The sequence below is a fragment of the Photobacterium malacitanum genome (assembly GCF_900185615.1).
GTDB lineage: Bacteria > Pseudomonadota > Gammaproteobacteria > Enterobacterales > Vibrionaceae > Photobacterium > Photobacterium malacitanum.
Map to the genome: position 1 here is coordinate 1 of NZ_FYAK01000016.1, position 21,012 is coordinate 21,012.

The window sequence follows — 21,012 nt, forward strand, 5'->3', positions numbered from 1 at the left end:
CTGTTACCGCTCGACTTGCATGTGTTAGGCCTGCCGCCAGCGTTCAATCTGAGCCATGATCAAACTCTTCAATTAAAGTTTTGTTGTTTCTTTCGAAACGGCTCAATGAATACTGACTTCAAAACTAACTCTTCATAAATAAAGAGTGTAATTTTAAAGCTATTATCGTTCCAACAGAACGATAATGAATTGACTGTGCCGCTTTCTTATTTTTACTTTTTATAAAAAAGTAAAACAAAAAAGCAATCGAACTATTTCTAGCTCTAGGTCACTCAGTTCATTGATAAATCTTTCGACTTAACTATTCAACGAGTGCCCACACAGATTGCATGGTCAAATTGTTAAAGAACGTTGACTTTCAACATGTTAGCGTTAACCGCCTCAGTAAGTCAGGCCGCGTATAATACGTAAGCCAAATATAAAGTCAATAAGAAATTTTATCATTTAAAACGTCTTATTGACTCTCTTCGCTATATCAGCAGAAGAAATTTTTTAAATAATTATCTAATATTCATTGAATTAAAGATTAATTATCACTAATAATCTGGGAGATAAAAAGTTTGAACTCTGTCGGTTGTTGAGCCGTATCCCCTTTCGATGGAGCCGCATTATAGAGACTTTGATCACTCTGACAAGCCTTTTTAAAAAAAAAGAATGTAATTGCCGATTATTTCATCTAATGTGAACAATGTGACTGTAATAAGCACATGCGAGTAAATTTGAGCTCAATTATTATTAATTACAAGTCATTAAAATTGGCATCATTGTAAGCTTGATGTTAAAACACCAACTTAATGCATTCTTCTCTTTCCCTTTTGAGATGTACTTTAAATATGAAATCAAACAACCAAACCACAATAACCGTGATTGCTATCGCTATCATTGGCGCCTTAATCTTTAGTATGTTCGGTAGTACTCCACCAGCCATCAGTTTTGCATTAGGTGCAATGCTAACAGGACTGGCGTTACACTTTATGCAAGAAAGTAAACATACCATCCTTGATGAATCAGATCCCTCTCAGAGCAGTAAAACACTTTATGTTGGCAACCTTCCTTATCGTGCAAATGAGAGTGACGTAAAAAATCTTTTCGCTGAGCATGGTGATGTTTTTGCCGTACGCTTAATGAAAGACAAGCGTACAGGCAAGCGTAGAGGCTTTGGCTTTGTTGTTATGAGCAGCCAAGATGCGGAACATGCCATTGAGCAACTTAACAATCAAGAATATGGTCAACGCACACTAAAAGTACGTGAGGCTAATGAACCTAAAAATGCGGATAGCTTAGATCTTGAATAGTATCTAACTGCATTGCATTTAAGCTTTTATTCAGCGCCGCAGCATCATATGTTGCGGCGCTGCTGTATGTGACATTCTTTATTGTATTACTAGGCACCATAACGCCACTTGACGCCCCTAATAATAGTGCAACTCGCTTAGCTATTGCTTTACCAGAATCCACCACATTAACTGAGTGCTTAAAGGCGGTCTGAATTTCTTGCTTGATCAGTGGAAAGTGGGTGCAACCTAAAACGATACTATCAATTGTCCCTTGCCAAGGTTTTAGAATTTGTTCCAATTCCCCTATATCTACAGTTTTACCGCGTAGTTTCTGCTCTGCCATTTCAACTAATCGTGTCGAACCAATCATCTTAACTTCACACCCATTAGCAAACTGCTGTACTAATTGATGGGTATAATCTCGATTTACCGTTGCAGGAGTGGCTAGTAACCCAATGGATTTAGTCTGACTAATTAAAGCGGCTGGTTTTATTGCTGGTACTACGCCCACCACAGGAATGGTTAACTGTTGACGCAAAGAAGGTAAAACAATCGTGCTGGCGGTATTACAAGCAATAACGATTAAATCAGCTTGATACTGGTTAGCAAGTAACGTCACAATATAATTAGTACGCTTAATTAAGGTGGCATCATCAAGCTCGCCATAAGGAAAAGCTGCGTTATCAAAAGCATAAATGAACTGCACTTGCGGTAGTAAAGCATGGATCTCTTGATAAACAGATAAACCGCCCACTCCAGAATCAAAAATAACAACTTTTTTCACTACCACTGACCTTATTACGATATCAAGCTGTCATGATACTGCGATATCAACGTTCGGCAAAGTGCCTGTCTCGATAACCATATAGCGTTGATAACAAAATCGCGTCTCTATTTCGCAAGTTAACCACTTTATAAGTAGTGACTGCTGATAAAAAGGCGCATCAACGACCAATGAATGAAACTCACCATTTTCACCACACGGATCAATTGCTGTCGGTAACTCATTTAATAACTGATGATCAAACCAACGCCCACAAAATTGACGAGCTAATTGAGTACTATCAATGGTGACTAATTTAGTTTTAATTCCAGACTCAATAATTTCATTGGCTAATTGAGTGCTAGGTTGACCTAATAAAGGAAAAATACATTGCCATCCTGCAGGCTCAATATACTGTCGGCGATAATCAGCAATACCATTATCAAACAAATCACCAAAAGCGACAGCATCAAACGGTAAGCCACAATTTTTTAGGCCATCAATAATCGCCTGCTGATAAATATCATTGGCGGGAAATACTTCAGGTAATGCAATCAGCACTAACGGTAAACCAATCAGCAGTGCTTGTTGTTTAACAACCGAGATTGGCGTCGCTTGAAAGGGAACATCGTTATTTACATGAGTTGTGAACAGTCCAACAACCTCATAGTCTGAATCATTCAATAACCGCCATAGGGTTAATGCTGAATCTTTACCTGATGACCAACTGATCATTATTTTTGTTTTCATCTGCATCACCATCAAAAAGACCGCACAATGGCGGTCTTTATCTATACATCATCAAATATTAAAACTGGTAATTAATACTGGTGTAGAACGTTCGACCAGGCATTGCATAACCAGCAGCTGTTTCGTAATCCTCATTCAGCAAGTTCGCGACTCGGCCTTTTAGTGCAAGTTTAGGCTGTAACCAATAAGTTAATGCCAGATCCCATGTATCATAAGCGGGTAATTCGACATCAAAATCTGGGCGTTTACCGTGATACTGGTACGTTACCGCAGTATCTAGATCGCCATAACTCGCGCTACCGACCCATTTAAATGAGAACTTTTCACGACGTATTAGCTGCTTACCTTCGCTATCTCGAGGATCTTTAAAATCAAAGTTTAGCTGGTGACTAATAATACCGGTATCAAAATCAGCTTCGACTTCAACACCTTTGATTTTGCTTTCGCCTGCAACATTTTCATAAGACGGTGTACCGCCGGTATAACTGATTAAATCGTCAATGCGCATTTGATATGCAGTTACCGCCAAACTACCAATGTCGTAATCAGCATGTAAGGAGACATCGATATTTTTTGAGGTTTCAGGATTTAAATTAGGGTTACCAGTTGACCAAGCACTTTTCACATACAATTGATAAAGGTTCGGTGCTTTAAATGCGGTGCCGTATGAACCACGTAATTGAATATTGTCATTCAAATACCAGCCACCAGCGATATTATAAGTTGAATGAGTGCCATATTGCTGATTATCATCTAGACGAACACTGGTTTCGATACTAACAGGCGAGTAATCCCATAAGCCAATCGCATAGTAACCAGTATTATCTCGTTCTTTATTGCCAGCAAAACCAGTTAAATCATTCCATTGTTCTTGACGCCAATCGATACCACCACTCACCGACAGTGTCGATAATAGTTGGTACTGGTTATGCCATTGAATATTACGCTGATGATATTGATCTTTACGATTCACGACATTAGTTTTATCAATAAGATCCAGGTTATCTTGCTTTTGATAATCAAATATCAGTGATGATTTATAGCTATTTTGAGCATATTTTAAACCTGCAGAGTAATCATTAAATTCCGTTTCGGCTCTTACATACTGATGCCCAGAATAGATACTTGAACCATCATATTGGTAATGATTTTTATACCACCGAGTTGCGACATAGCCTGAAACTTGATCACTAAATTGATGATGCAGTGCTAACGATGCATTACGGCTATCAAAACCATGTTTATCACCGTCATTCAATCCTGGTTGAGGATGAACATTATAGCCTTTATCATTTTCGTAACCTGCAGCTAACTGTAATACGGTTTTATCCCCAATATTATAGGCACCGGAAGCATTAGCCTCTTGGTAGTTATGACTCCCAATACCTAAATCTAACTTCGTTTTTGATGGCGTATCTGTACCTGTCAGGGTGATGATATTTATCACACCACCAATCGCTTCGGAACCATAGATCGCAGCTCGCGCACCGCGCGTAAATTCAATCCGCTCAACTTGAGTTAATGGAATTTGGTTAAAATCAACGTTGCCAGCAACTGAGCGAGCCATACGAATGCCATCAACCAAGACTAATACTTGATCGGAGTTTGCCCCGCGAACAAAAATACTTGAACTTTGGCCTCGGCCACCATTTTGAGTGATCTGCACCCCTGGTAATAAGCTCAATACTTCAGTTAATGTTTTCGCCTGCACGTTATCGATATCTTGACGAGTGACAACATTAAAAGGCGCTAGGACAGATGTTACTGGTTGCTCAAAGCGGTTAGCCGTTACTACCATCACATCATCAGATGTCGTGTCGGCGGCAAATGAAGTAAAAGAAGGGAGACACAACGACGCTACTGTCGCTGCTAAAAGGGATTTTTTCATTACAATTTCCTAAGTCGCGTTTATATCAAAGCAAGATTGCTTGTCTGCTGGTTGGTATTCGGACTTAAGAGCATGACCATTTGGTCGCCTAGGCAACAACTTCCCATTGTCACTATACTAAATCATGCACTGATTATTTGTAGGGAGCATCAACAGTGTTTGGATTACATCCATGTGCGTTCGTTCTCTATTACCGCTGCGCGTCAGTTACGGATTTACACCGTATTCCCTAGCCTTCCAAGGCTAACCAGCACAGCGCGAATGCTAGTGGTGTATTGCTTTTATGTCTAGTTTTGTTTGTTATTAGTGATAGATTTTTAGGGTCTCCGCAATTTTAATTTGCCCCAACACTGGACATCAGTGTGCAATACAATAAAATCTGCGGTCTTATTTTGAGCAGTCGAGGCACACACTATGACATCCACCGTCCTTAATACCGCTGACTACCAGCCACAGTTGGATGAAAAAGCAGCCCGTATTCAAGATCTACTTAGCGATTTTGAAACGCCTGAATTGGAGGTGTTTGCCTCTCCTGCAGAGCATTACCGTATGCGTGCAGAATTTCGTGTATGGCACGAAGGCGAAGAACTGTATTACATCATGTTCAATCAACACACGCGTGAAAAGTACCGTGTTGATCAGTTCCCTGCAGCAAGCCGTTTAATTAACGATTTAATGCCAATGTTACTTGATGCAATCAAGCCAATAAAAGCCCTACGTCATAAACTGTTCCAAGTCGATTTCTTATCAACATTAAGTGGTGAAATCCTAGTTTCAATGCTTTACCACCGCCAGTTAGATGACGAATGGACTCAAGCTGCAAAACAATTAAAGCAACGTTTGAATGACGAAGGGTTTAAATTAAACCTAATTGGTCGTGCACGTAAGATGAAAATCGTCTTAGATCAAGATTTTGTCATTGAAGAACTAAAAGTTCATGATAAAACATTAACTTACAAACAAGTTGAAAATAGCTTTACTCAGCCAAATGGTGAAGTTGCTCAGAAAATGTTGGAATGGGCGGTTGATTGCACTCAAGATAGTGCTGGTGACTTACTTGAGCTGTATTGTGGTAACGGTAATTTTTCACTTGCACTCGCGCCAAATTTTGAGCGCGTACTGGCAACTGAACTCGCAAAACCTTCGGTTGATTCAGCCCAATACAATATTGCGGTAAACAACATTGAAAACGTGCAAATCATTCGTATGTCAGCGGAAGATTTTACTGATGCGATGGCGGGTAAACGTGAATTCCGTCGTCTAAAAGATCAGAATGTTGATTTGCAAAGTTATAATTGCAACACCATTTTTGTTGATCCACCACGTTCAGGTATGGATGACGGTACCTGCCGTATGGTGCAAGGTTACGATAATATTATGTATATCTCGTGCAATCCTGAAACCCTGCGCGATAATTTGGCGATTCTAACTGAAACCCATAACATTACTCGATTCGCGTTATTTGACCAATTCCCTTACACCCATCACATGGAAGCTGGAGTTGTGCTTGAGCGTAAATAAGCTTAATTAGCCACAATATAGACATAAAAAAGGCGCTTATAGCGCCTTTTTGTTTTTATCATCGCAAGATACTTACGCTGCTTTTTTCTCTTTCTTATCCATTACACCCATTTTGTATGACACCCAAAATAGCAATGCTAGAGTAATCATTAATGGAATGAAATTTGACCCCATATCTGGGTATTCAGCACGAAGTAATGCCGCGTAGCCAAATACACCGACAAAGAAACATGCACTTGCAACAGCAGGAACACCTTCAGCCATCGGCTTACGCATATATTCTTGATATAAGCAGTATAATGCCATGGCAAACGCCAAGACAGGGAAAATAGAGAACGTTACATAGCTTGAAAACAATACAGCCAGAGTGCCGTAACCACATAAACCTGTTAGTCCAGATAAAATCAGTGTCTTACGCTCTGCTTTAAGTTGTTGCTTGTCCATATATACTTCACCAAAATAAAAATGAAATTATAGTTTCTGCCTGAGCTCTCGACGCTCACGCTCTTTTCGATACCAATAGGCACCTTTTGCAATCATTCTAAGTTGCATAATCAGTCTTTCTGCATGCTCAGCACGAGCATGGCTATCTAGATCAAGTGCTTCAGCACCCGAGCTAAAGACCAATGTCACTGACGCTTCAGCTTGAGTATATGCTTCTTCATGAGTTACCCCAGTTTTAGCCTCAAGATACTCAGCCAGTTCCGCCACGAAATGTTGTATCTCTCGCACAACAGCAGCTCGAAAAGCTGGCGATGTACCAGAACGCTCACGAAGCAATAAGCGGAATACGTTAGGACTACTTTCAATAAACTCCATAAAAGTCTCTACCGAGGTGCGGATAACACTGCCTTCGGTAGCAATACGTTGTCGTGCCTGACGCATTAATTGACGAAGAATTAATCCGCCTTCATCAACCATAGTTAACCCTAACTCATCCATATCTTTAAAGTGACGATAAAATGATGTTGGAGCAATACCAGCTTCACGCGCAACTTCACGTAGACTTAAATTAGAAAAACTTCGCTCGGCACTTAATTGGCTAAAAGCGGCATCAATTAATGAACGCCGAGTTTTTTCTTTTTGCTGAGCCCTAATCCCCATGAGTTATCTGCTTCTCTGTGATTTTCTTACAATGATACTCTGCTTACACAGTAACATCCGCGTCATTGTAACGACGCTCTACCCTCACATAGTAAAGGTAGAGTGCGACTGACGCAAAGCCAGATTAGTATCATTTTGCATTTTACATCACAAACTGTGGTGCTTGTTTAATAACCGATCAGGATCTATAACGTTTGATTAATAATAAAAACTTCGTGACTCAGTTCGAGCTCTGACTATGTAACCATTCATCCCTATCAGCCAAACCGTTACCATAATAGCTATTCACATAAAATAACCCAATCAAGGAATGAGGCTATGTCTAATAACCAATCCACACCAAATAATCATTTTGATGTCATCGTTATTGGCAGTGGTCCTGGTGGTGAAGGGGCTGCAATGGGGCTCACTAAAGCTGGGTTTAAAGTTGCGATTATTGAGCGCGAAAATAGCGTTGGTGGTGGCTGTACGCATTGGGGAACGATTCCATCAAAATCATTACGTCATGCTGTAAGCAGAATTATCGAATTCAATCAAAACCCACTCTATTGCAACGACACCTCAACCTTACACCGTACCTTTAGTCAGATCCTTCACCATGCAGCAGAAGTTGTCAGCAAACAAACTCGTATGCGGCAAGGTTTTTATGATCGCAATCACTGCCAAATAATTCATGGCGAAGCTCAATTTGTTGACTCTCATACAGTCAGCGTGACTTGCAATGATGGCAGCATTGATTATTTCAGTGCTGAGCGATTTATTATTGCAACGGGTTCACGCCCTTATCAACCCGCTGGTGTTGATTTCACGCATTCGCGCGTTTATGACAGTGATTCAATTTTACAATTAGCCCATGATCCGCGTCATATTATTATTTATGGCGCAGGCGTTATTGGCTGTGAGTATGCGTCTATTTTTAGAGGGCTTGGGGTTAAAGTTGATTTGATTAACACTCGACAACGATTGTTGGAATTTCTTGATAACGAAATGTCAGACTCATTGTCTTATCACCTCACCAATACCGGTACCATGATCCGTAATGATGAAACTTTTGAGACCATAGAAGGCACTGATGACGGGGTTATTGTGCATTTACAATCAGGCAAAAAGATGCGCGCTGATTGTTTACTGTATGCCAATGGACGTACTGGTAATACCGATAAACTGGCATTAGAGCATGTTGGTTTAGAAGCTGACTCGCGCGGTCAACTACGAGTTAATAGTAACTATCAAACCACGGTAGAACATATCTATGCGGTTGGGGATGTGATTGGCTACCCTAGTCTTGCTAGTGCGGCTTATGATCAAGGCCGATTTGTGGCACAAGCTATCAGTACTGGTAAAGCGCAAGGACAATTAATCGCTAATATTCCCACTGGTATTTATACCCTGCCAGAGATCAGTTCTGTCGGTCAAACAGAGCAACAATTAACTGCGGCAAAAATTCCTTATGAAGTCGGTCGGTCGCAATTTAAACACTTAGCGCGCGCTCAAATTGCAGGAACTGAAGTTGGGAGTTTAAAAATTTTATTCCATCGTGACACCAAACAAATCCTCGGTATTCATTGCTTTGGCGAACGTGCTGCTGAAATCATTCATATTGGCCAAGCGATCATGGAACAAAAAGGCGCAGGAAATACTATTGAGTATTTTGCTAACACCACCTTTAATTACCCGACAATGGCAGAAGCATTTCGCGTCGCGGCATTAAATGGTCTTAATCGATTATTTTAACTATCACTAAATTACAATAATAACGGAGCCATTGAGGCTCCGTCATCGTTATATGTTGTACTCGCGATAATTTTATTCGGCAGTCATTAAGCGATCATCAGCAGTTAGAATCGATGTCCATGGTAACTGTTCATCACCTAACACAATAAAGTTAGGATTTTCCAATGTCTGGCGTAAGTTATAAGACAACGGTGTAATATGGGTATTAAAAATTCGCCCGCCCGCTTCTTCAACAATACATTGTGTTGCCGCGGTATCCCACTCCCCCGTTGGTCCTAAACGTAAATAGCAATCAGCTCCCCCTTCAGCGACTAAACATGCTTTTAGAGAAGCAGAGCCAAGTTCAACGACATTATATTGATATTGACTATCAAATCGCGCCTTAGTGATATCAACATTCTGACGTCGGCTAATCGCAATTGTCAGCGCACGTAATGGTGACTGGTGTTTGTTAGTTGAGATCACACGCGTTTCACCATCAGCAGTAATTTTATGTGCCCCTTGGCCTTGCGCGGCATAATATGTCACGCCAGAGACTGGTGCATACACCACCCCCATTACCGGCTTATTATTCTCAATAAGTGCAATGATAGTGGCAAAATCACCACTACCAGCAATAAATTCTTGAGTGCCGTCAAGTGGGTCGATCAGCCAATAACGTGACCATTGGCTACGTTCAGTCAGCGAAATATTAGCATCTTCTTCAGATAACACCGGAATATCTGGTGCCAGTAATGATAGTCGCTCAACCACTAATTGATTAGCGGCTAAGTCAGCACTGGTTACTGGGGTATTATCTGATTTAATATGCTGTTCAAACTGACCATTTTGATAAATATCTAAAATCAAGCGGCCAGAGGCTTGAGCAATATCGATCACCTCAGGAATAAGATGGTTAAGTGTCATTGGCTATTCCTCACAAGCTAAATACTTTAGGGCTAAAAACAGCGCACTAATACTACGCGCTTCTGCAAAATCAACATGTGTTAGCAACTCTTCAGCTTGTGCTAACGGCCAGCGAACAATCTCTAACGGCTCAGGCTCATCACCTTCTAAACGCTCGGGATATAAATCTTGGCCGACAAACAATGTCATTCGGCTTGAAAAATACGATGGGGCTAAAATTACTTCTTTTAATGGTTGTAATCGTTGCGCACCAAAACCGATCTCTTCTTTTAATTCACGATTTGCTGCTTCAAGTGCTGTTTCACCAGCATCAATCAAACCTTTAGGAAAACCTAATTCATAACGCTCAGTACCCGCTGAATACTCACGAATAAGTAATAAATCACCATCAGCAGTAACCGGAACAATCAATACTGCATGGCGTCCACTTGGCTGCATGCGCTCATAAGTGCGCTCGACACCATTAGAAAAACGTAATTCCAATGATTCAATTTTAAAAAGTCGTGATTGTGCTACAACTTCAGCAGCTAAGATTTGGGGTTTATCTTTGCCTATCGCCATGATTAGGTCCTGTTTAATGAAATGCATTACCAGAATAAAAAAAGCTTACTCTAATTAAAAGCGAATAATCACCAGAAAGAAAGCGGCAGTCGAAATCGACTGCCGGTTATTAATGCTTTTGTGATTAAAATGTTAACTAACGCTACAGTCGCCCTGAATAGTTAAGTTTATATTGACCTTTAGTATTCGGATCGCCTAACCATTTTAATTGTTTTGCAAGCCCAGCAGGAAATTGTGCTCCCGGTTTAAACCACCCATGAAATTTATAGTGGCGATTGGTAGCAAGGTTAGCTTGCCAATCACTGCTAACATCAGCAGAGGTTTGATTGATTTTGGCAACAACTGCACCTTTAGCACAACTTAAATCAGCAAAAACAGGCCCAGGGTTTATCGTTCCCATTGGGGTTGCTGCTGATCCTTGTACCCAAGCTAAGGTTGCATCAAGTGTTTTACAATAGGGGGCGGCATAGTGGTAATTTCTAACGGTTAATTCTAAATTACCTGTTACCGTTAGCGGAACAGGCAATTGAGCCTGTGCTATTGCTTGAACGGCAGGCATTGATAACAATAATTTTTCCGCGAATGGGCCATCACTGTTATAACCCACTGCCCCTTGTCCTTGAAGTTGAAATTCACTGCCTTTTCCAAACCGAACATCAAATGCAAGCTCACCCTGTAGCAAGCGACCAATACGCATATTCCATTGCAAGTGCCCAAAAGGTTGATTCTGCCAGCGAACATTGCCAGCAGAGCCTTGCCATGGTGTTCCTGTAATACCTTCTAAGGCTAAACCATTAATTTTAGGTGCATGCTGCCATAACCAACTCGCAGGAACATGAGCCACTAAACTGGCAATAAATACTGCACCAAAACTGGCACCGACGGCTAACTTAAATTTCACGGTTATCCTCGTCCTAACTGCAAACGGTTAACTTCAACCATGCCGTTTTTATCGGTTTTTGAGAGATCAATAAACTGAGTATTAATCCCATAGCTCTGTTGTAAATACACTAACCAATTGACCAAAGTATCAAACGGTAATGGCTGCACCCACACTTGTAGCGCATCATTACGTGGCTGCATACGAATTAAGTCAATTTTAAAGCGAGTCGTGGTTTCATTAATGACTTGATTAAGCCCTTGATCACTGACATTGACTGTTCCACCTGCACGTTTAAGAGCTGAAATCTGATTGGCTTTATGCTCAACCCATGTCAATAATTGGCGCTGTTGATTGATCTTATTCTGAGCGACGGCTGCGCGTTGATTTAACGGCTGCCATACGCCCCAATATAACATTGCAACCACCAATGCACCGCCCGCTCCAAGCAGTAAATGTTGTTCCCGCTGACTGAGGGATTTCCACCATGCCTTAATCTCTGCCATTAGGCTTTTCTCCTCAGTACCACGGCACCACTGACTAAATTATCTGCTTTGGTTAACTGACCTTGAACAACCTCAAACTGCGCACTCAATGCACTGCGTAACTGTTCAAAATCTTGAAACCCTGCCGCTGTTGCCTGCAAGCGCAATTCACCACGTGTTTGATCATATTTAAGATTAACAACTTTAATCGAAGGCACTTTTATTAATGCTGGCTTTAATTCACTGAGCCACATTAACATGCCATTTTGTTCACCATGACCACCTAAACTTTTTAACGCCGCATTCATTTGATTTTTCAAATAGCTCTGCGAAGGGATACGTTTAAACTGTGGTAAAACTTGACGAAAAATACGTTCACTTTCAGCTCGGTAAGCATTAGCTTGTTGCTCTAAACGCTGCGTAGTTAGTACTTGCTCACCAATAAGCACCACCAATAGTACAGCTGCAGCAATAGCAACTTTTCGCCATGGCTGTAAATGTTTACGCCATGCCGCTTGCGGTTTATAAGGCCCTGATAGCAACGTTGCCTTTGATTCTGCGGCACCGATAGCGAGTAACTGCATCACCAATTCTGGCGTTTGAGGCTGCCAATGCCCAGGAATATTCGCTGGTGCTGGTGTATAGTGATGAATCGTCACTTGAGCCAAGCTCGCAGTAGCGGCAACAATCGATTCAACTTCTTCCGTCAAACGTGCGGCTTCCGCTTCAGGCGTAATATCATCACCTTCGTCATCCCCACGATCATCAACCGTATCAACAATAATTGGTGCTTTTTGCGCGGTCACCCAAGCAGCTAACCAACTACTATCAGCACAAACGCCCATTGCTTCTGATTGACGAATTAACCACTGCCCATCGATTTCAGCGGCACTGTAACCATCATTAAATAAAGGTAAGCATAAACAATCGGGAATCAGTTTTTTAAGCTCAATACCACAGTCTGCAAACGCTGCTAACCACATTGCGATTTTGTGATGCTCAATAATCGCTACCGTCGCAACATCATTATCACGTTTAAGTAATTGTACATGTAAGCTATCCACATCTTGAGCAAGCTCTTCTTCTAGCAGGTACGGTAACACCGCCGCTAACTGACGGCTGCTTCCAGCAGGAATCGCAACTTGAGTTAATAGCATCTCACTGGTTGGCACTAAGCCATACACTGGGCGAGCTGCAGCATATTCGGTTAATTCACTTAACTGATTAATATCCGCCAATTGGCCCGATGCAATCACTTCATTTTGCAGTGGCGACCAGACCAACCATTGCACCGGCATTCCCGGCCGGCTACTTAGCCTTATCGTCAGAAATTCGCTCACGGATTCCTCCATATTGGCGACGAACGACCGTCACCTTGTTCTTATCATCACGTTTAAATAATGCCACGGTTCGTACTCGGGCACGGTCTACTTTTATTTCAGCGTCTAACGAAAAATAATGGCTGGTAACTGTTAGATATTGCTCCATTTTCGTTGCAGTTTTATCCGTTCCTGAATCAGGACTTGCTGTTGGTGGCTGCGGAATAAGTTTCATAAAGTCAGCAACACTGTCCCAGACGGTATGATTTTTATCACGATCAGCTATAATTTTTTTGGCGTCATCTAATGATAATGAGGGCGCAAATAATGCCGATAGCAACACCGCTTGTTTTTCGGTAATGGTATTGACGTTAAGCAACATATCATCGGTTGGTAAAGCGCAAATTAAACCTTTAACTTGTTGATAAATTTTGGCTGAAACACCATTAATCGCCCTAAACTCGCTGCCATCAGCCAACCAATCATTGGCGCTAACATAGGGCGGTTGGAAACTTTCATAGCTACTGTCTTCAGCGCCATAAGCCGATTGCACAGTGGTATTGTTATCCACAAATTCCCAACTTGAGTCAGCGATCACCTCGGCTTCATAATCATCGACACCCGATTCAGTGAGAATATTTTGTAAATAAGTCACTAAAAATGGTTTTTGACTATTATCAGCTTTCGATTTGATATTTCTAAAAGCATTTAAGTTAAAACAGGTTTGTTTATCGGTTAAGTTACCACTGATTACCGCGCCACTATCTAACGGATAACTTTGTTCACCAACAGCCCAAGCTTGAGTTAAATTAACGGTTTTACTGTCTTTAAGACTTTGTTTTAGTGCTTGCTCTGCCAGTGCTTCAACCCCTAAGCTATACCAGTAGCCTTGCTGATGTTCGACCTGGTTTTGTACTCGATGAAAGTTAAGCTGCAACCGCTCGGTCATTTGTACTGCTAATAAGCTCATCAAAGCCACTAACAATAAAACCACAATCAATGCTACTCCACGTTGCTTTCTCATGCGTCAGCCTTTGATGTATCGGTTAGCAGTGCCGATGTCGGCAATAAATAAATTCGCTCAATTTTTCCGAGTTTTTTCAAGGTCATAATAACTTTGATCCCCGCAGGCAAACTATCGGCTTTATTCCACTTTTGATGCCATTGCTTATCGTAATAAAACTCAAATTTTAAATCGCTAACACCCGTCAGTAGCACCCGTACTAACGGTTTGGCACCTACCACGGTATCGGGGTAGCGAAACCAAACCCGCTCTAAATTATCATCAATAATACGATAACCAACACGGGTAATGTCGCCGCGAGGGAACATAGATTGCGGGTTTTGCCAACCGCTACGAACAAAGGTGATTCCTTCGCTACTTGAGTCTAAAAGGTACTCACCCGCTTGCAATATTTTGTCGGTTGGCTTTTCAGCATCGACTCTAAATTTTCGCGCAACAATCTGTCGAAAATCATTATCCATCATGATCATGGTGCGCTGAATCGCCTGTAAACGCTGATTGTGATCTTTTGATTGTGCGTCGCTACGCATAACATTAGTAATGACTTGATTGGCAGATAAACTCAACATGGCAAACACTGCAATCGCCACCAACACTTCCAGTAAGGTAAACCCTTGCTGCTGACGACGATTAATTTGTGACATAAGTTTTTACCGTAATAACTGAATGTTTACGTTGTGGATCAGTCGCGACTGATACTTCAATTTGACGCAACAATTGCTGCTGCGTTTTGGTGCTGGTGACGGTCCAATACCAGTCTCGTTCAGCCAATGTCGACTTGCCACGTTTAACCGAACTTGGATACTGGCCACTTAAATGCAATTGGGCCAATTCATTATCGGCGACCATTGAGGCCAAGGTTTTTTGCTCTAGATAACCTAAATTATTTAAGTTTTGACTAACAGCACGCATCACACTTAATGCGGCTACCGCAAAAATAGCTAAAGCAACCAACACCTCTAATAGAGTAAATCCTTGCGAGCGCTTCACTGTGGCTGTTCCTGTAGCGATAATTGATCGGCGAATGTTTGCCCTGGCGCTAATAGCACTAAATTACCCACTTCATCTGCCACCACTTGCCAAAATTGATGCTGATTATTGATTTCAAAACTGACCGTAAACGGGGTGTATTCACCACTTGCCATCACCACTATTTGTGGTGGTCGCTGTTTGTTTTCCTGATCAGACTTTTTAAATATGTCGTCATTTTTAAACATCGACTCAGATTTAAAAAGTCGGTCCTTATCTTTCCATGCGCCACCAATTTCAACGTTAGCAGTAATGCCCGCCTCCAGTTTTACATTGGTGAAAAATTTTGCACCCTCTAACGGCTGCCAACCATCTTGGGTGAGCGTTAAAAAAGAATATTGATGGGGCTCAATACGAATACCGTAATCAACCCCATTTAACATTGCATCCTCACCCAAAAGTTGGGCTAAATGATGAAAACGTACAGCCTGCTCTTTAACCTCATCGCGCTTATTGTTGGGTAACGTCGACACCACAGCAACGGCACTGGTTGCCAATAGCACTAACACCAACATAATTTCAATTAGAGTAAAACCTGCATTACGCTTCATCATTATTTCTTAGCTTTTTTTGTTATAGTTCAACATGTTCCAGTTGCCGATATCAGTGTTAATACCGTCACCGCCTTCTTGACCATCGGCGCCTAGAGTGAAGATATCAACCGCACCATGCTCGCCCGGTGATACGTATTGGTAATCGTAACCCCATGGGTCTTTAGGTAGACGCTTAATGTAGCCACCATCACGATAATTGCGCGGCTCAGGTGAAGAAGAAGGCTTAGTTACCAATGCTTCTAATCCTTGATCTGTCGTTGGGAAAACACTGTTATCGAGCTTGTACATTTCCAATGATTGCTCAAGCGAACTAATATCGGTTACTGCTTTTTGTTGATCCGCTTTTTCTTTGTTACCCAAAAGGTTTGGCACCACTAAACTTGCCAATACCCCAAGGATTACAATTACTACCATTACTTCTAACAGCGTAAAACCACGTTGCTTTTGTTGCATTTTTCACCCTCCAAAAGAAAAATCTACATTCCGACCATGTTGTTTAATTCAATAATCGGCATCAAGGTTGCAATCACGATAAACATCACCACTCCCGCCATCGCGACAATCAATAATGGTTCAAATACTCCTAACGCCATATTGACCAAGGATTCAAAATCACGATCTTGGTTATCCGCTGCACGGGTCAGCATTTGTTCAAGCTCACCACTGCGTTCACCACTGGCAATCATATGTAACATCATTGGTGGAAACAGAGCGGTTTTTTCCAATGACACTCGTAAACTTGCACCTTCACGCACTCTATCGGCAGCTTCAAGGATCTTGTTATTGACGTAAGTATTGGTCATTACGTCAGACGCAACTTTCATACCGTCCAATAAAGGGATCGCACTTGAGGTACAAATCGACAATGTACGTGCAAAACGCGAGGTATTTAACCCGCGAGCAACTTTACCGATTACTGGTAACCGTAAAATAGCTCGATCCCATTTGATGCGAAACGCAGGTTTTTTCAAAGCTGTTTTAATCAAGGTGATCATGGCAATAATCACTATCACCACCAGCAGCCCCCAGTGCTGAACAAAGTTACTGGCGGCCAATAACACTTCAGTGATCGCCGGTAAACCTTGATTCATTTGCACAAATTGATCGACAATTTTTGGCACTACAGTCGCTAACAAAAACGCCACCACCGACACCGCCACCAGCGTTAGCATTAATGGGTAAATCATCGCTTGCTGCAACTTGCTACGCATCTGTTGACGATTTTCACTGTAATCAGCCAAACGGTTTAAGATGGTATCTAAATGACCTGACTTCTCACCCGCGGCAACCATGGCACGAAATAACTGATCAAATACATGCGGATATTCCGCCATACTGTCAGCCAAGGTATAGCCTTCAACTACACGCGAACGTACTGCCAGTAGAATATTTTTTAAACGCGGCTTTTCATTTTGCTCAGCCACCGCTTTAATACATTCTTCCAGTGGCATTGATGCCTGCACCAATGTTGCTAACTGACGGGTGATCAGCGCTAATTCATTGGTACTAATCCCACGTCGAAAAGTGAACTTACTCGGTGCTGCCGCTGCTTTTTTACCTTGACCTGAGGTTTGGTTAACTTCAATCGGCACCAGTCCTTGTTCTCGCAACTGTTGCCTTACTTGACGCGAGGTATCACCTTCTAATACCCCTTTCTTTTGCCGACCTTTGGCATCTAATGCTTTATATTCAAACGCCGCCATTAGCTCTCCTTGGTTACACGCATCACTTCTTCAAGTGTGGTGATCCCTTGACGTACCTTGGCAAGACCATCGTCACGAATACTTGGTGTGGTTTGACGAACATATTTTTCAATCGCTTGCTCACCCGCTTCCGCATGAATCAACTCTTGAACATGTTCATCAATCTGCAGCAATTCATGAATACCTGTACGGCCGCGGTAACCTTTAAAATTACACTTGTCACAACCACATGGCCGGTACAAGGTCAGACTATCGGCAGCGGTTAACATAAACAGTTTTTTCTGCTCAGTATCAGCCTCATAAGGTTGACGACACTCACTACATAAAGTTCGCACCAAGCGTTGAGCTAACACACCTAATAATGATGATGACACCAAGAACGGTTCAATTCCCATATCACGTAAACGTGTGATAGCACCCACCGCCGTGTTAGTGTGCAAAGTCGATAACACCATGTGACCGGTTAACGATGCTTGCACAGCGATGGCCGCGGTTTCTAAATCACGGATCTCACCAATCATCACCACATCGGGATCTTGACGTAAAATGGCACGTAAACCACGAGCAAAAGTCATATCAACCTTGCTGTTTACTTGAGTTTGACCAATACCATCGATATCAAATTCAATCGGGTCTTCAACCGTTAGAATATTGCGCTCAGCACTGTTTAGCTCTTGCAAACCGGCATATAGGGTAGTTGATTTACCCGAACCAGTCGGACCGGTAACCAAAATGATGCCATGAGGGCGTTCGATGATCTTTCTAAACGCTTCATGGTTAGTGGCTGTCATACCTAAGCTGTGTAAGTCGAGACGAGTCGCATTTTTATCTAACAAACGTAACACTACGCGCTCACCGTGTGACGATGGCATGGTTGATACTCGCACATCCACCGCACGACCACCGATACGTAATGAAATACGACCATCTTGTGGAATACGCTTTTCAGCAATGTCCAACTTCGCCATAACTTTAATCCGCGACACTAATAATGGCGCTAACTTACGGCTTGGCTGTAATACTTCACGTAACATGCCATCAACACGGAAGCGAATGGACAACACTTTTTCAAAGGTTTCGATATGAATATCTGATGCACCTTCTTTGATCGCTTCAGCTAGCATCGCGTTAATCAATTTAATGATTGGCGCATCATCTTCTGATTCAAGCAAATCTTCAGTTTCAGGTAATTCTTCTGCCAGTGAGAAAAAGTCATCGCTATCAGAACCTAAGTCTTCCATCAACTGACGTGCTTCTGACGAATCACGTTGATACGCATCAGTGAGCTTTTGCTCAAATTGCGACTCAGATAACTCAACCGGATAAAAACCATCACCGACGACACGGCGCACTTCTGCCAGTACGATTGCAGATAGCTGACCGCAATAATATAACTGCCATCCTTGTTGATTAGCTTCAATCACCACATGATGGCGCTTGGCAAAAGAAAACGGCAATCTAAATAACACTGCAGTTTCTAATGCCAACGACTCATCTGCCATTAGTGCTTCTCCAACTGCGATACAAACGCGCGCACTTCAGCAGGTAGCGCCATATCATCACCATATTTTGGAATAACCGGCATTTCTGCATCCATTAAACGCATGCCTTTATCTGCTTGGTATAACTGTTGAGCACGAATGTAGTTATATTTACGTTGTGTCATGCCATCGGCACTCATGCCATCACGTAAAATGGTTGGACGAATAAAAATCATCAAATTAGTTTTTTCAGTTTGATTATTGGTCGAACGGAATAACGCACCCAATACTGGAATATCACCTAAAATTGGCACTTTCTGCTCAGATTCAAGGGTCTTCTCTTGCATCAAACCACCCAACGCAATCATGTTGCCATCTTTAACCAGTACCGATGTGGTTAGCTCACGTTTATCAAAGCGAATATCAACCGCACCATTAGCATCGGCAACTTGCGACACCACTTGCTCGATCTTCATCTGTACTGAGTCACCTTCATTGATTTGCGGCGTCACTTTGAGCTGAATACCAACATCTTTACGTTCAACAGTGGTAAATGGATTATCGTTATTGGAACCGGTTTGCGAGCCTGTGGTGACAGGTACTTCTTGACCGACAGAAAGGTTCGCTTCTTGGTTATCCAGCACCGTCACATTAGGCGTTGATAACACATTGACGTTACGGTTAGCTTGCACTGCAGTAACAAGTGCAGTCCAATCCCCCAATGCAATTGCCGCAGCGGCACCTTTGACGCCACCTAAGAAAGTTGCCATTGGCGCTAAATCACCACTTTCGGTGGTTTCGGTGGTATAAGGTTTACCGTTAGAATCGGTGCCATGTTGCACCGAAGTGGTATCTTTTCCTGCTTCTTGGGCTGATAACAAACCACCAATTGGCGCACTGCTGTTACCAAACTGGATCACACCGCCATCTTGAGATCCCCATTGAACCCCAAAATCAACCCCTTCACCTTCTTGTACTTCAACAATCATCGCTTCGATATGGACTTGTGCACGACGAATATCGAGTTGAGCAATGATCGACTCTAAGCGTTTCATTACATCTGCTGGTGCTGAAATGATTAGTGAGTTTGTTGGCGCATGGGCCGAGATCATTACATCATCTTTACTTGCGCTCTGACCTACATTGCCCTTAGTTGATGCTTGAACATTTTCAGACACCCCTTTTAAAACATCGACTAAATCTTCAGCTTTGGCGTATTTAAGGTAAAACACGCGGCTATTACCGCTAACAGCCATCTCTTTATCTAAACGATGGATCAGTTTCTTTAATCGCTCACGCACTTTAGGATCGCCAGAAATTAACACAGAGTTAGTGCGCTCATCAGCAACCGCTTTAGGGATCAGAAAACTTGGGGTTGATTTAGCTTCAGCACTTTTATTGAGTGAATCAATAATACGTACCATTTCTGATGCTGAGGCATTATTCAGTGACACCACTGTCACGTCTTTATTACCCGCACGGTCAACACGCTCAATGATTTCAGCTAAGCGATTGACCACTGCAGCACGACCAGTGATCATAATGATATTAGCCGGGTCATAATGCACGACGTTACCCGCGCCAGCGTTATCATTAAGTTGGCGTAATAACGGTGACAATTCACGAACGGATACATTTTTAACCGCAATCACACGGGTAACAACCGCATCACCGGGAATGTTTTTATCATTGGCGCCCACTACTGGAATCGCAGCAGTTTTAGCATCTTTATCACGAATAACTTTCATCACGCCATCATCCATGGTCACCACAGCGTAACCATAGACATCAAGCACATTAAGGAAGAAACGGTAATATTGCTCTTCGTTCAATAAATCATAACTGCGCACATTGACTTGCCCACGCACAGCGGGATCGATAATAATTGTTTTATGTAAAGTGCGACCAACAATGTTGATGAACTCTTGAATGTCAGTGCCTTTAAAATTCGCACTTAATTCATCGGCCATTGCTTGAGTACAAAACAAGCCACTGGCTAACAATAGGGCACTTTTACCCATCCATTTTTTCAC

21 protein-coding genes, 1 rRNA gene and 1 riboswitch are annotated in these 21,012 nt (G+C 42.1%); of the genes, 3 read left to right on the plus strand and 19 right to left on the minus strand.

Going from position 1 to position 21,012, the window contains the following annotated elements; all coding sequences use genetic code 11:
• A 16S ribosomal RNA gene (locus PMAL9190_RS18570) occupies nucleotides 1-75 on the minus strand; the annotation flags it as partial.
• A 758-nt stretch (nucleotides 76-833) separates the two neighbouring features.
• Between PMAL9190_RS18570 and PMAL9190_RS18575 the strand changes: the two genes are divergently transcribed.
• Nucleotides 834-1,295, plus strand: a complete 462-nt coding sequence (locus tag PMAL9190_RS18575) for an RNA recognition motif domain-containing protein (protein WP_087846698.1) — start codon at nucleotides 834-836, stop codon at nucleotides 1,293-1,295.
• Here PMAL9190_RS18575 and murI read toward each other — a convergent pair.
• Genes murI through btuB form a run of 3 tightly spaced genes read right to left on the minus strand, consistent with a single transcriptional unit; the run spans nucleotide 1,264 to nucleotide 4,678 of the window.
• Nucleotides 1,264-2,061 carry a glutamate racemase gene (gene murI / locus PMAL9190_RS18580; RefSeq protein WP_087846700.1) on the minus strand — a complete coding sequence of 266 codons (798 nt, stop codon included), beginning with the start codon at nucleotides 2,059-2,061 and terminating at the stop codon, nucleotides 1,264-1,266. The two genes, PMAL9190_RS18575 and murI, sit on opposite strands and share 32 nt — an antisense overlap.
• A gap of 30 nt (nucleotides 2,062-2,091) precedes the next feature.
• On the minus strand, nucleotides 2,092-2,790 hold the full coding sequence (locus tag PMAL9190_RS18585; protein ID WP_087846701.1) for a Dph6-related ATP pyrophosphatase: 699 nt from the start codon (nucleotides 2,788-2,790) through the stop codon (nucleotides 2,092-2,094).
• Nucleotides 2,791-2,848: 58 nt separating this feature from the next.
• Nucleotides 2,849-4,678 carry a TonB-dependent vitamin B12 receptor gene (btuB, locus tag PMAL9190_RS18590; RefSeq protein ID WP_087846703.1) on the minus strand — a complete coding sequence of 610 codons (1,830 nt, stop codon included), beginning with the start codon at nucleotides 4,676-4,678 and terminating at the stop codon, nucleotides 2,849-2,851.
• A 32-nt stretch (nucleotides 4,679-4,710) separates the two neighbouring features.
• Nucleotides 4,711-4,945, minus strand: a riboswitch (cobalamin riboswitch).
• Between the two features lie 147 nt (nucleotides 4,946-5,092).
• Here btuB and trmA point away from each other — a divergent pair.
• Nucleotides 5,093-6,199, plus strand: a complete 1,107-nt coding sequence (trmA, locus tag PMAL9190_RS18595) for a tRNA (uridine(54)-C5)-methyltransferase TrmA (RefSeq protein ID WP_065167756.1) — start codon at nucleotides 5,093-5,095, stop codon at nucleotides 6,197-6,199.
• 72 nt (nucleotides 6,200-6,271) lie between these two features.
• On the opposite strand, the gene PMAL9190_RS18600 is transcribed toward trmA, so the two are convergent.
• On the minus strand, nucleotides 6,272-6,643 hold the full coding sequence (locus tag PMAL9190_RS18600; RefSeq protein ID WP_087846705.1) for a YijD family membrane protein: 372 nt from the start codon (nucleotides 6,641-6,643) through the stop codon (nucleotides 6,272-6,274).
• Between the two features lie 27 nt (nucleotides 6,644-6,670).
• Complete coding sequence (gene fabR, locus PMAL9190_RS18605; protein ID WP_060998579.1) at nucleotides 6,671-7,303, minus strand: HTH-type transcriptional repressor FabR; 633 nt, start codon at nucleotides 7,301-7,303, stop codon at nucleotides 6,671-6,673.
• Nucleotides 7,304-7,621: 318 nt separating this feature from the next.
• Between fabR and sthA the strand changes: the two genes are divergently transcribed.
• The gene (sthA, locus tag PMAL9190_RS18610; RefSeq protein ID WP_087846707.1) at nucleotides 7,622-9,037 is read left to right on the plus strand and encodes a Si-specific NAD(P)(+) transhydrogenase; all 1,416 of its coding nucleotides are present in this window, start codon (nucleotides 7,622-7,624) and stop codon (nucleotides 9,035-9,037) included.
• A gap of 72 nt (nucleotides 9,038-9,109) precedes the next feature.
• Here sthA and cysQ read toward each other — a convergent pair whose 3' ends face one another.
• The 13 genes from cysQ to gspD form a co-directional block, all read right to left on the minus strand.
• Nucleotides 9,110-9,943: a 3'(2'),5'-bisphosphate nucleotidase CysQ gene (gene cysQ, locus PMAL9190_RS18615; protein ID WP_087846708.1), complete on the minus strand. Its 834-nt coding sequence runs from the start codon at nucleotides 9,941-9,943 to the stop codon at nucleotides 9,110-9,112.
• Nucleotides 9,944-9,946: 3 nt separating this feature from the next.
• A complete protein-coding gene (nudE, locus tag PMAL9190_RS18620; RefSeq protein ID WP_065167760.1) occupies nucleotides 9,947-10,504 on the minus strand; it encodes an ADP compounds hydrolase NudE in 558 nt (185 codons plus the stop codon).
• Nucleotides 10,505-10,646: 142 nt separating this feature from the next.
• The gene (locus tag PMAL9190_RS18625) at nucleotides 10,647-11,405 is read right to left on the minus strand and encodes a type II secretion system protein N (protein ID WP_087846710.1); all 759 of its coding nucleotides are present in this window, start codon (nucleotides 11,403-11,405) and stop codon (nucleotides 10,647-10,649) included.
• A gap of 2 nt (nucleotides 11,406-11,407) precedes the next feature.
• Nucleotides 11,408-11,890 carry a type II secretion system protein M gene (locus PMAL9190_RS18630; RefSeq protein ID WP_087846712.1) on the minus strand — a complete coding sequence of 161 codons (483 nt, stop codon included), beginning with the start codon at nucleotides 11,888-11,890 and terminating at the stop codon, nucleotides 11,408-11,410.
• Entirely contained in the window at nucleotides 11,890-13,209 is a 1,320-nt protein-coding gene (gene gspL / locus PMAL9190_RS18635) for a type II secretion system protein GspL (protein WP_235004390.1), read from the minus strand. The genes PMAL9190_RS18630 and gspL overlap by 1 nt, the downstream gene beginning before the upstream one ends.
• Entirely contained in the window at nucleotides 13,178-14,212 is a 1,035-nt protein-coding gene (gene gspK, locus PMAL9190_RS18640; protein ID WP_087846715.1) for a type II secretion system minor pseudopilin GspK, read from the minus strand. The genes gspL and gspK overlap by 32 nt, the downstream gene beginning before the upstream one ends.
• The gene (gene gspJ / locus PMAL9190_RS18645; RefSeq protein WP_087846717.1) at nucleotides 14,209-14,856 is read right to left on the minus strand and encodes a type II secretion system minor pseudopilin GspJ; all 648 of its coding nucleotides are present in this window, start codon (nucleotides 14,854-14,856) and stop codon (nucleotides 14,209-14,211) included. The genes gspK and gspJ overlap by 4 nt, the downstream gene beginning before the upstream one ends.
• Nucleotides 14,843-15,202 (minus strand): type II secretion system minor pseudopilin GspI, encoded by a 360-nt coding sequence (gspI, locus tag PMAL9190_RS18650; protein ID WP_065167766.1) that lies wholly within the window; start codon nucleotides 15,200-15,202, stop codon nucleotides 14,843-14,845. The genes gspJ and gspI overlap by 14 nt, the downstream gene beginning before the upstream one ends.
• On the minus strand, nucleotides 15,199-15,795 hold the full coding sequence (gspH, locus tag PMAL9190_RS18655; RefSeq protein WP_087846719.1) for a type II secretion system minor pseudopilin GspH: 597 nt from the start codon (nucleotides 15,793-15,795) through the stop codon (nucleotides 15,199-15,201). Before gspH ends, gspI begins: the two co-directional genes overlap by 4 nt.
• A gap of 6 nt (nucleotides 15,796-15,801) precedes the next feature.
• On the minus strand, nucleotides 15,802-16,248 hold the full coding sequence (gspG, locus tag PMAL9190_RS18660; protein WP_060998589.1) for a type II secretion system major pseudopilin GspG: 447 nt from the start codon (nucleotides 16,246-16,248) through the stop codon (nucleotides 15,802-15,804).
• 23 nt (nucleotides 16,249-16,271) lie between these two features.
• On the minus strand, nucleotides 16,272-17,498 hold the full coding sequence (gspF, locus tag PMAL9190_RS18665; protein WP_087846721.1) for a type II secretion system inner membrane protein GspF: 1,227 nt from the start codon (nucleotides 17,496-17,498) through the stop codon (nucleotides 16,272-16,274).
• On the minus strand, nucleotides 17,498-19,000 hold the full coding sequence (gspE, locus tag PMAL9190_RS18670) for a type II secretion system ATPase GspE (protein ID WP_087846722.1): 1,503 nt from the start codon (nucleotides 18,998-19,000) through the stop codon (nucleotides 17,498-17,500). The genes gspF and gspE overlap by 1 nt, the downstream gene beginning before the upstream one ends.
• Nucleotides 19,000-21,012 carry a type II secretion system secretin GspD gene (gspD, locus tag PMAL9190_RS18675; RefSeq protein WP_087846724.1) on the minus strand — a complete coding sequence of 671 codons (2,013 nt, stop codon included), beginning with the start codon at nucleotides 21,010-21,012 and terminating at the stop codon, nucleotides 19,000-19,002. Before gspD ends, gspE begins: the two co-directional genes overlap by 1 nt.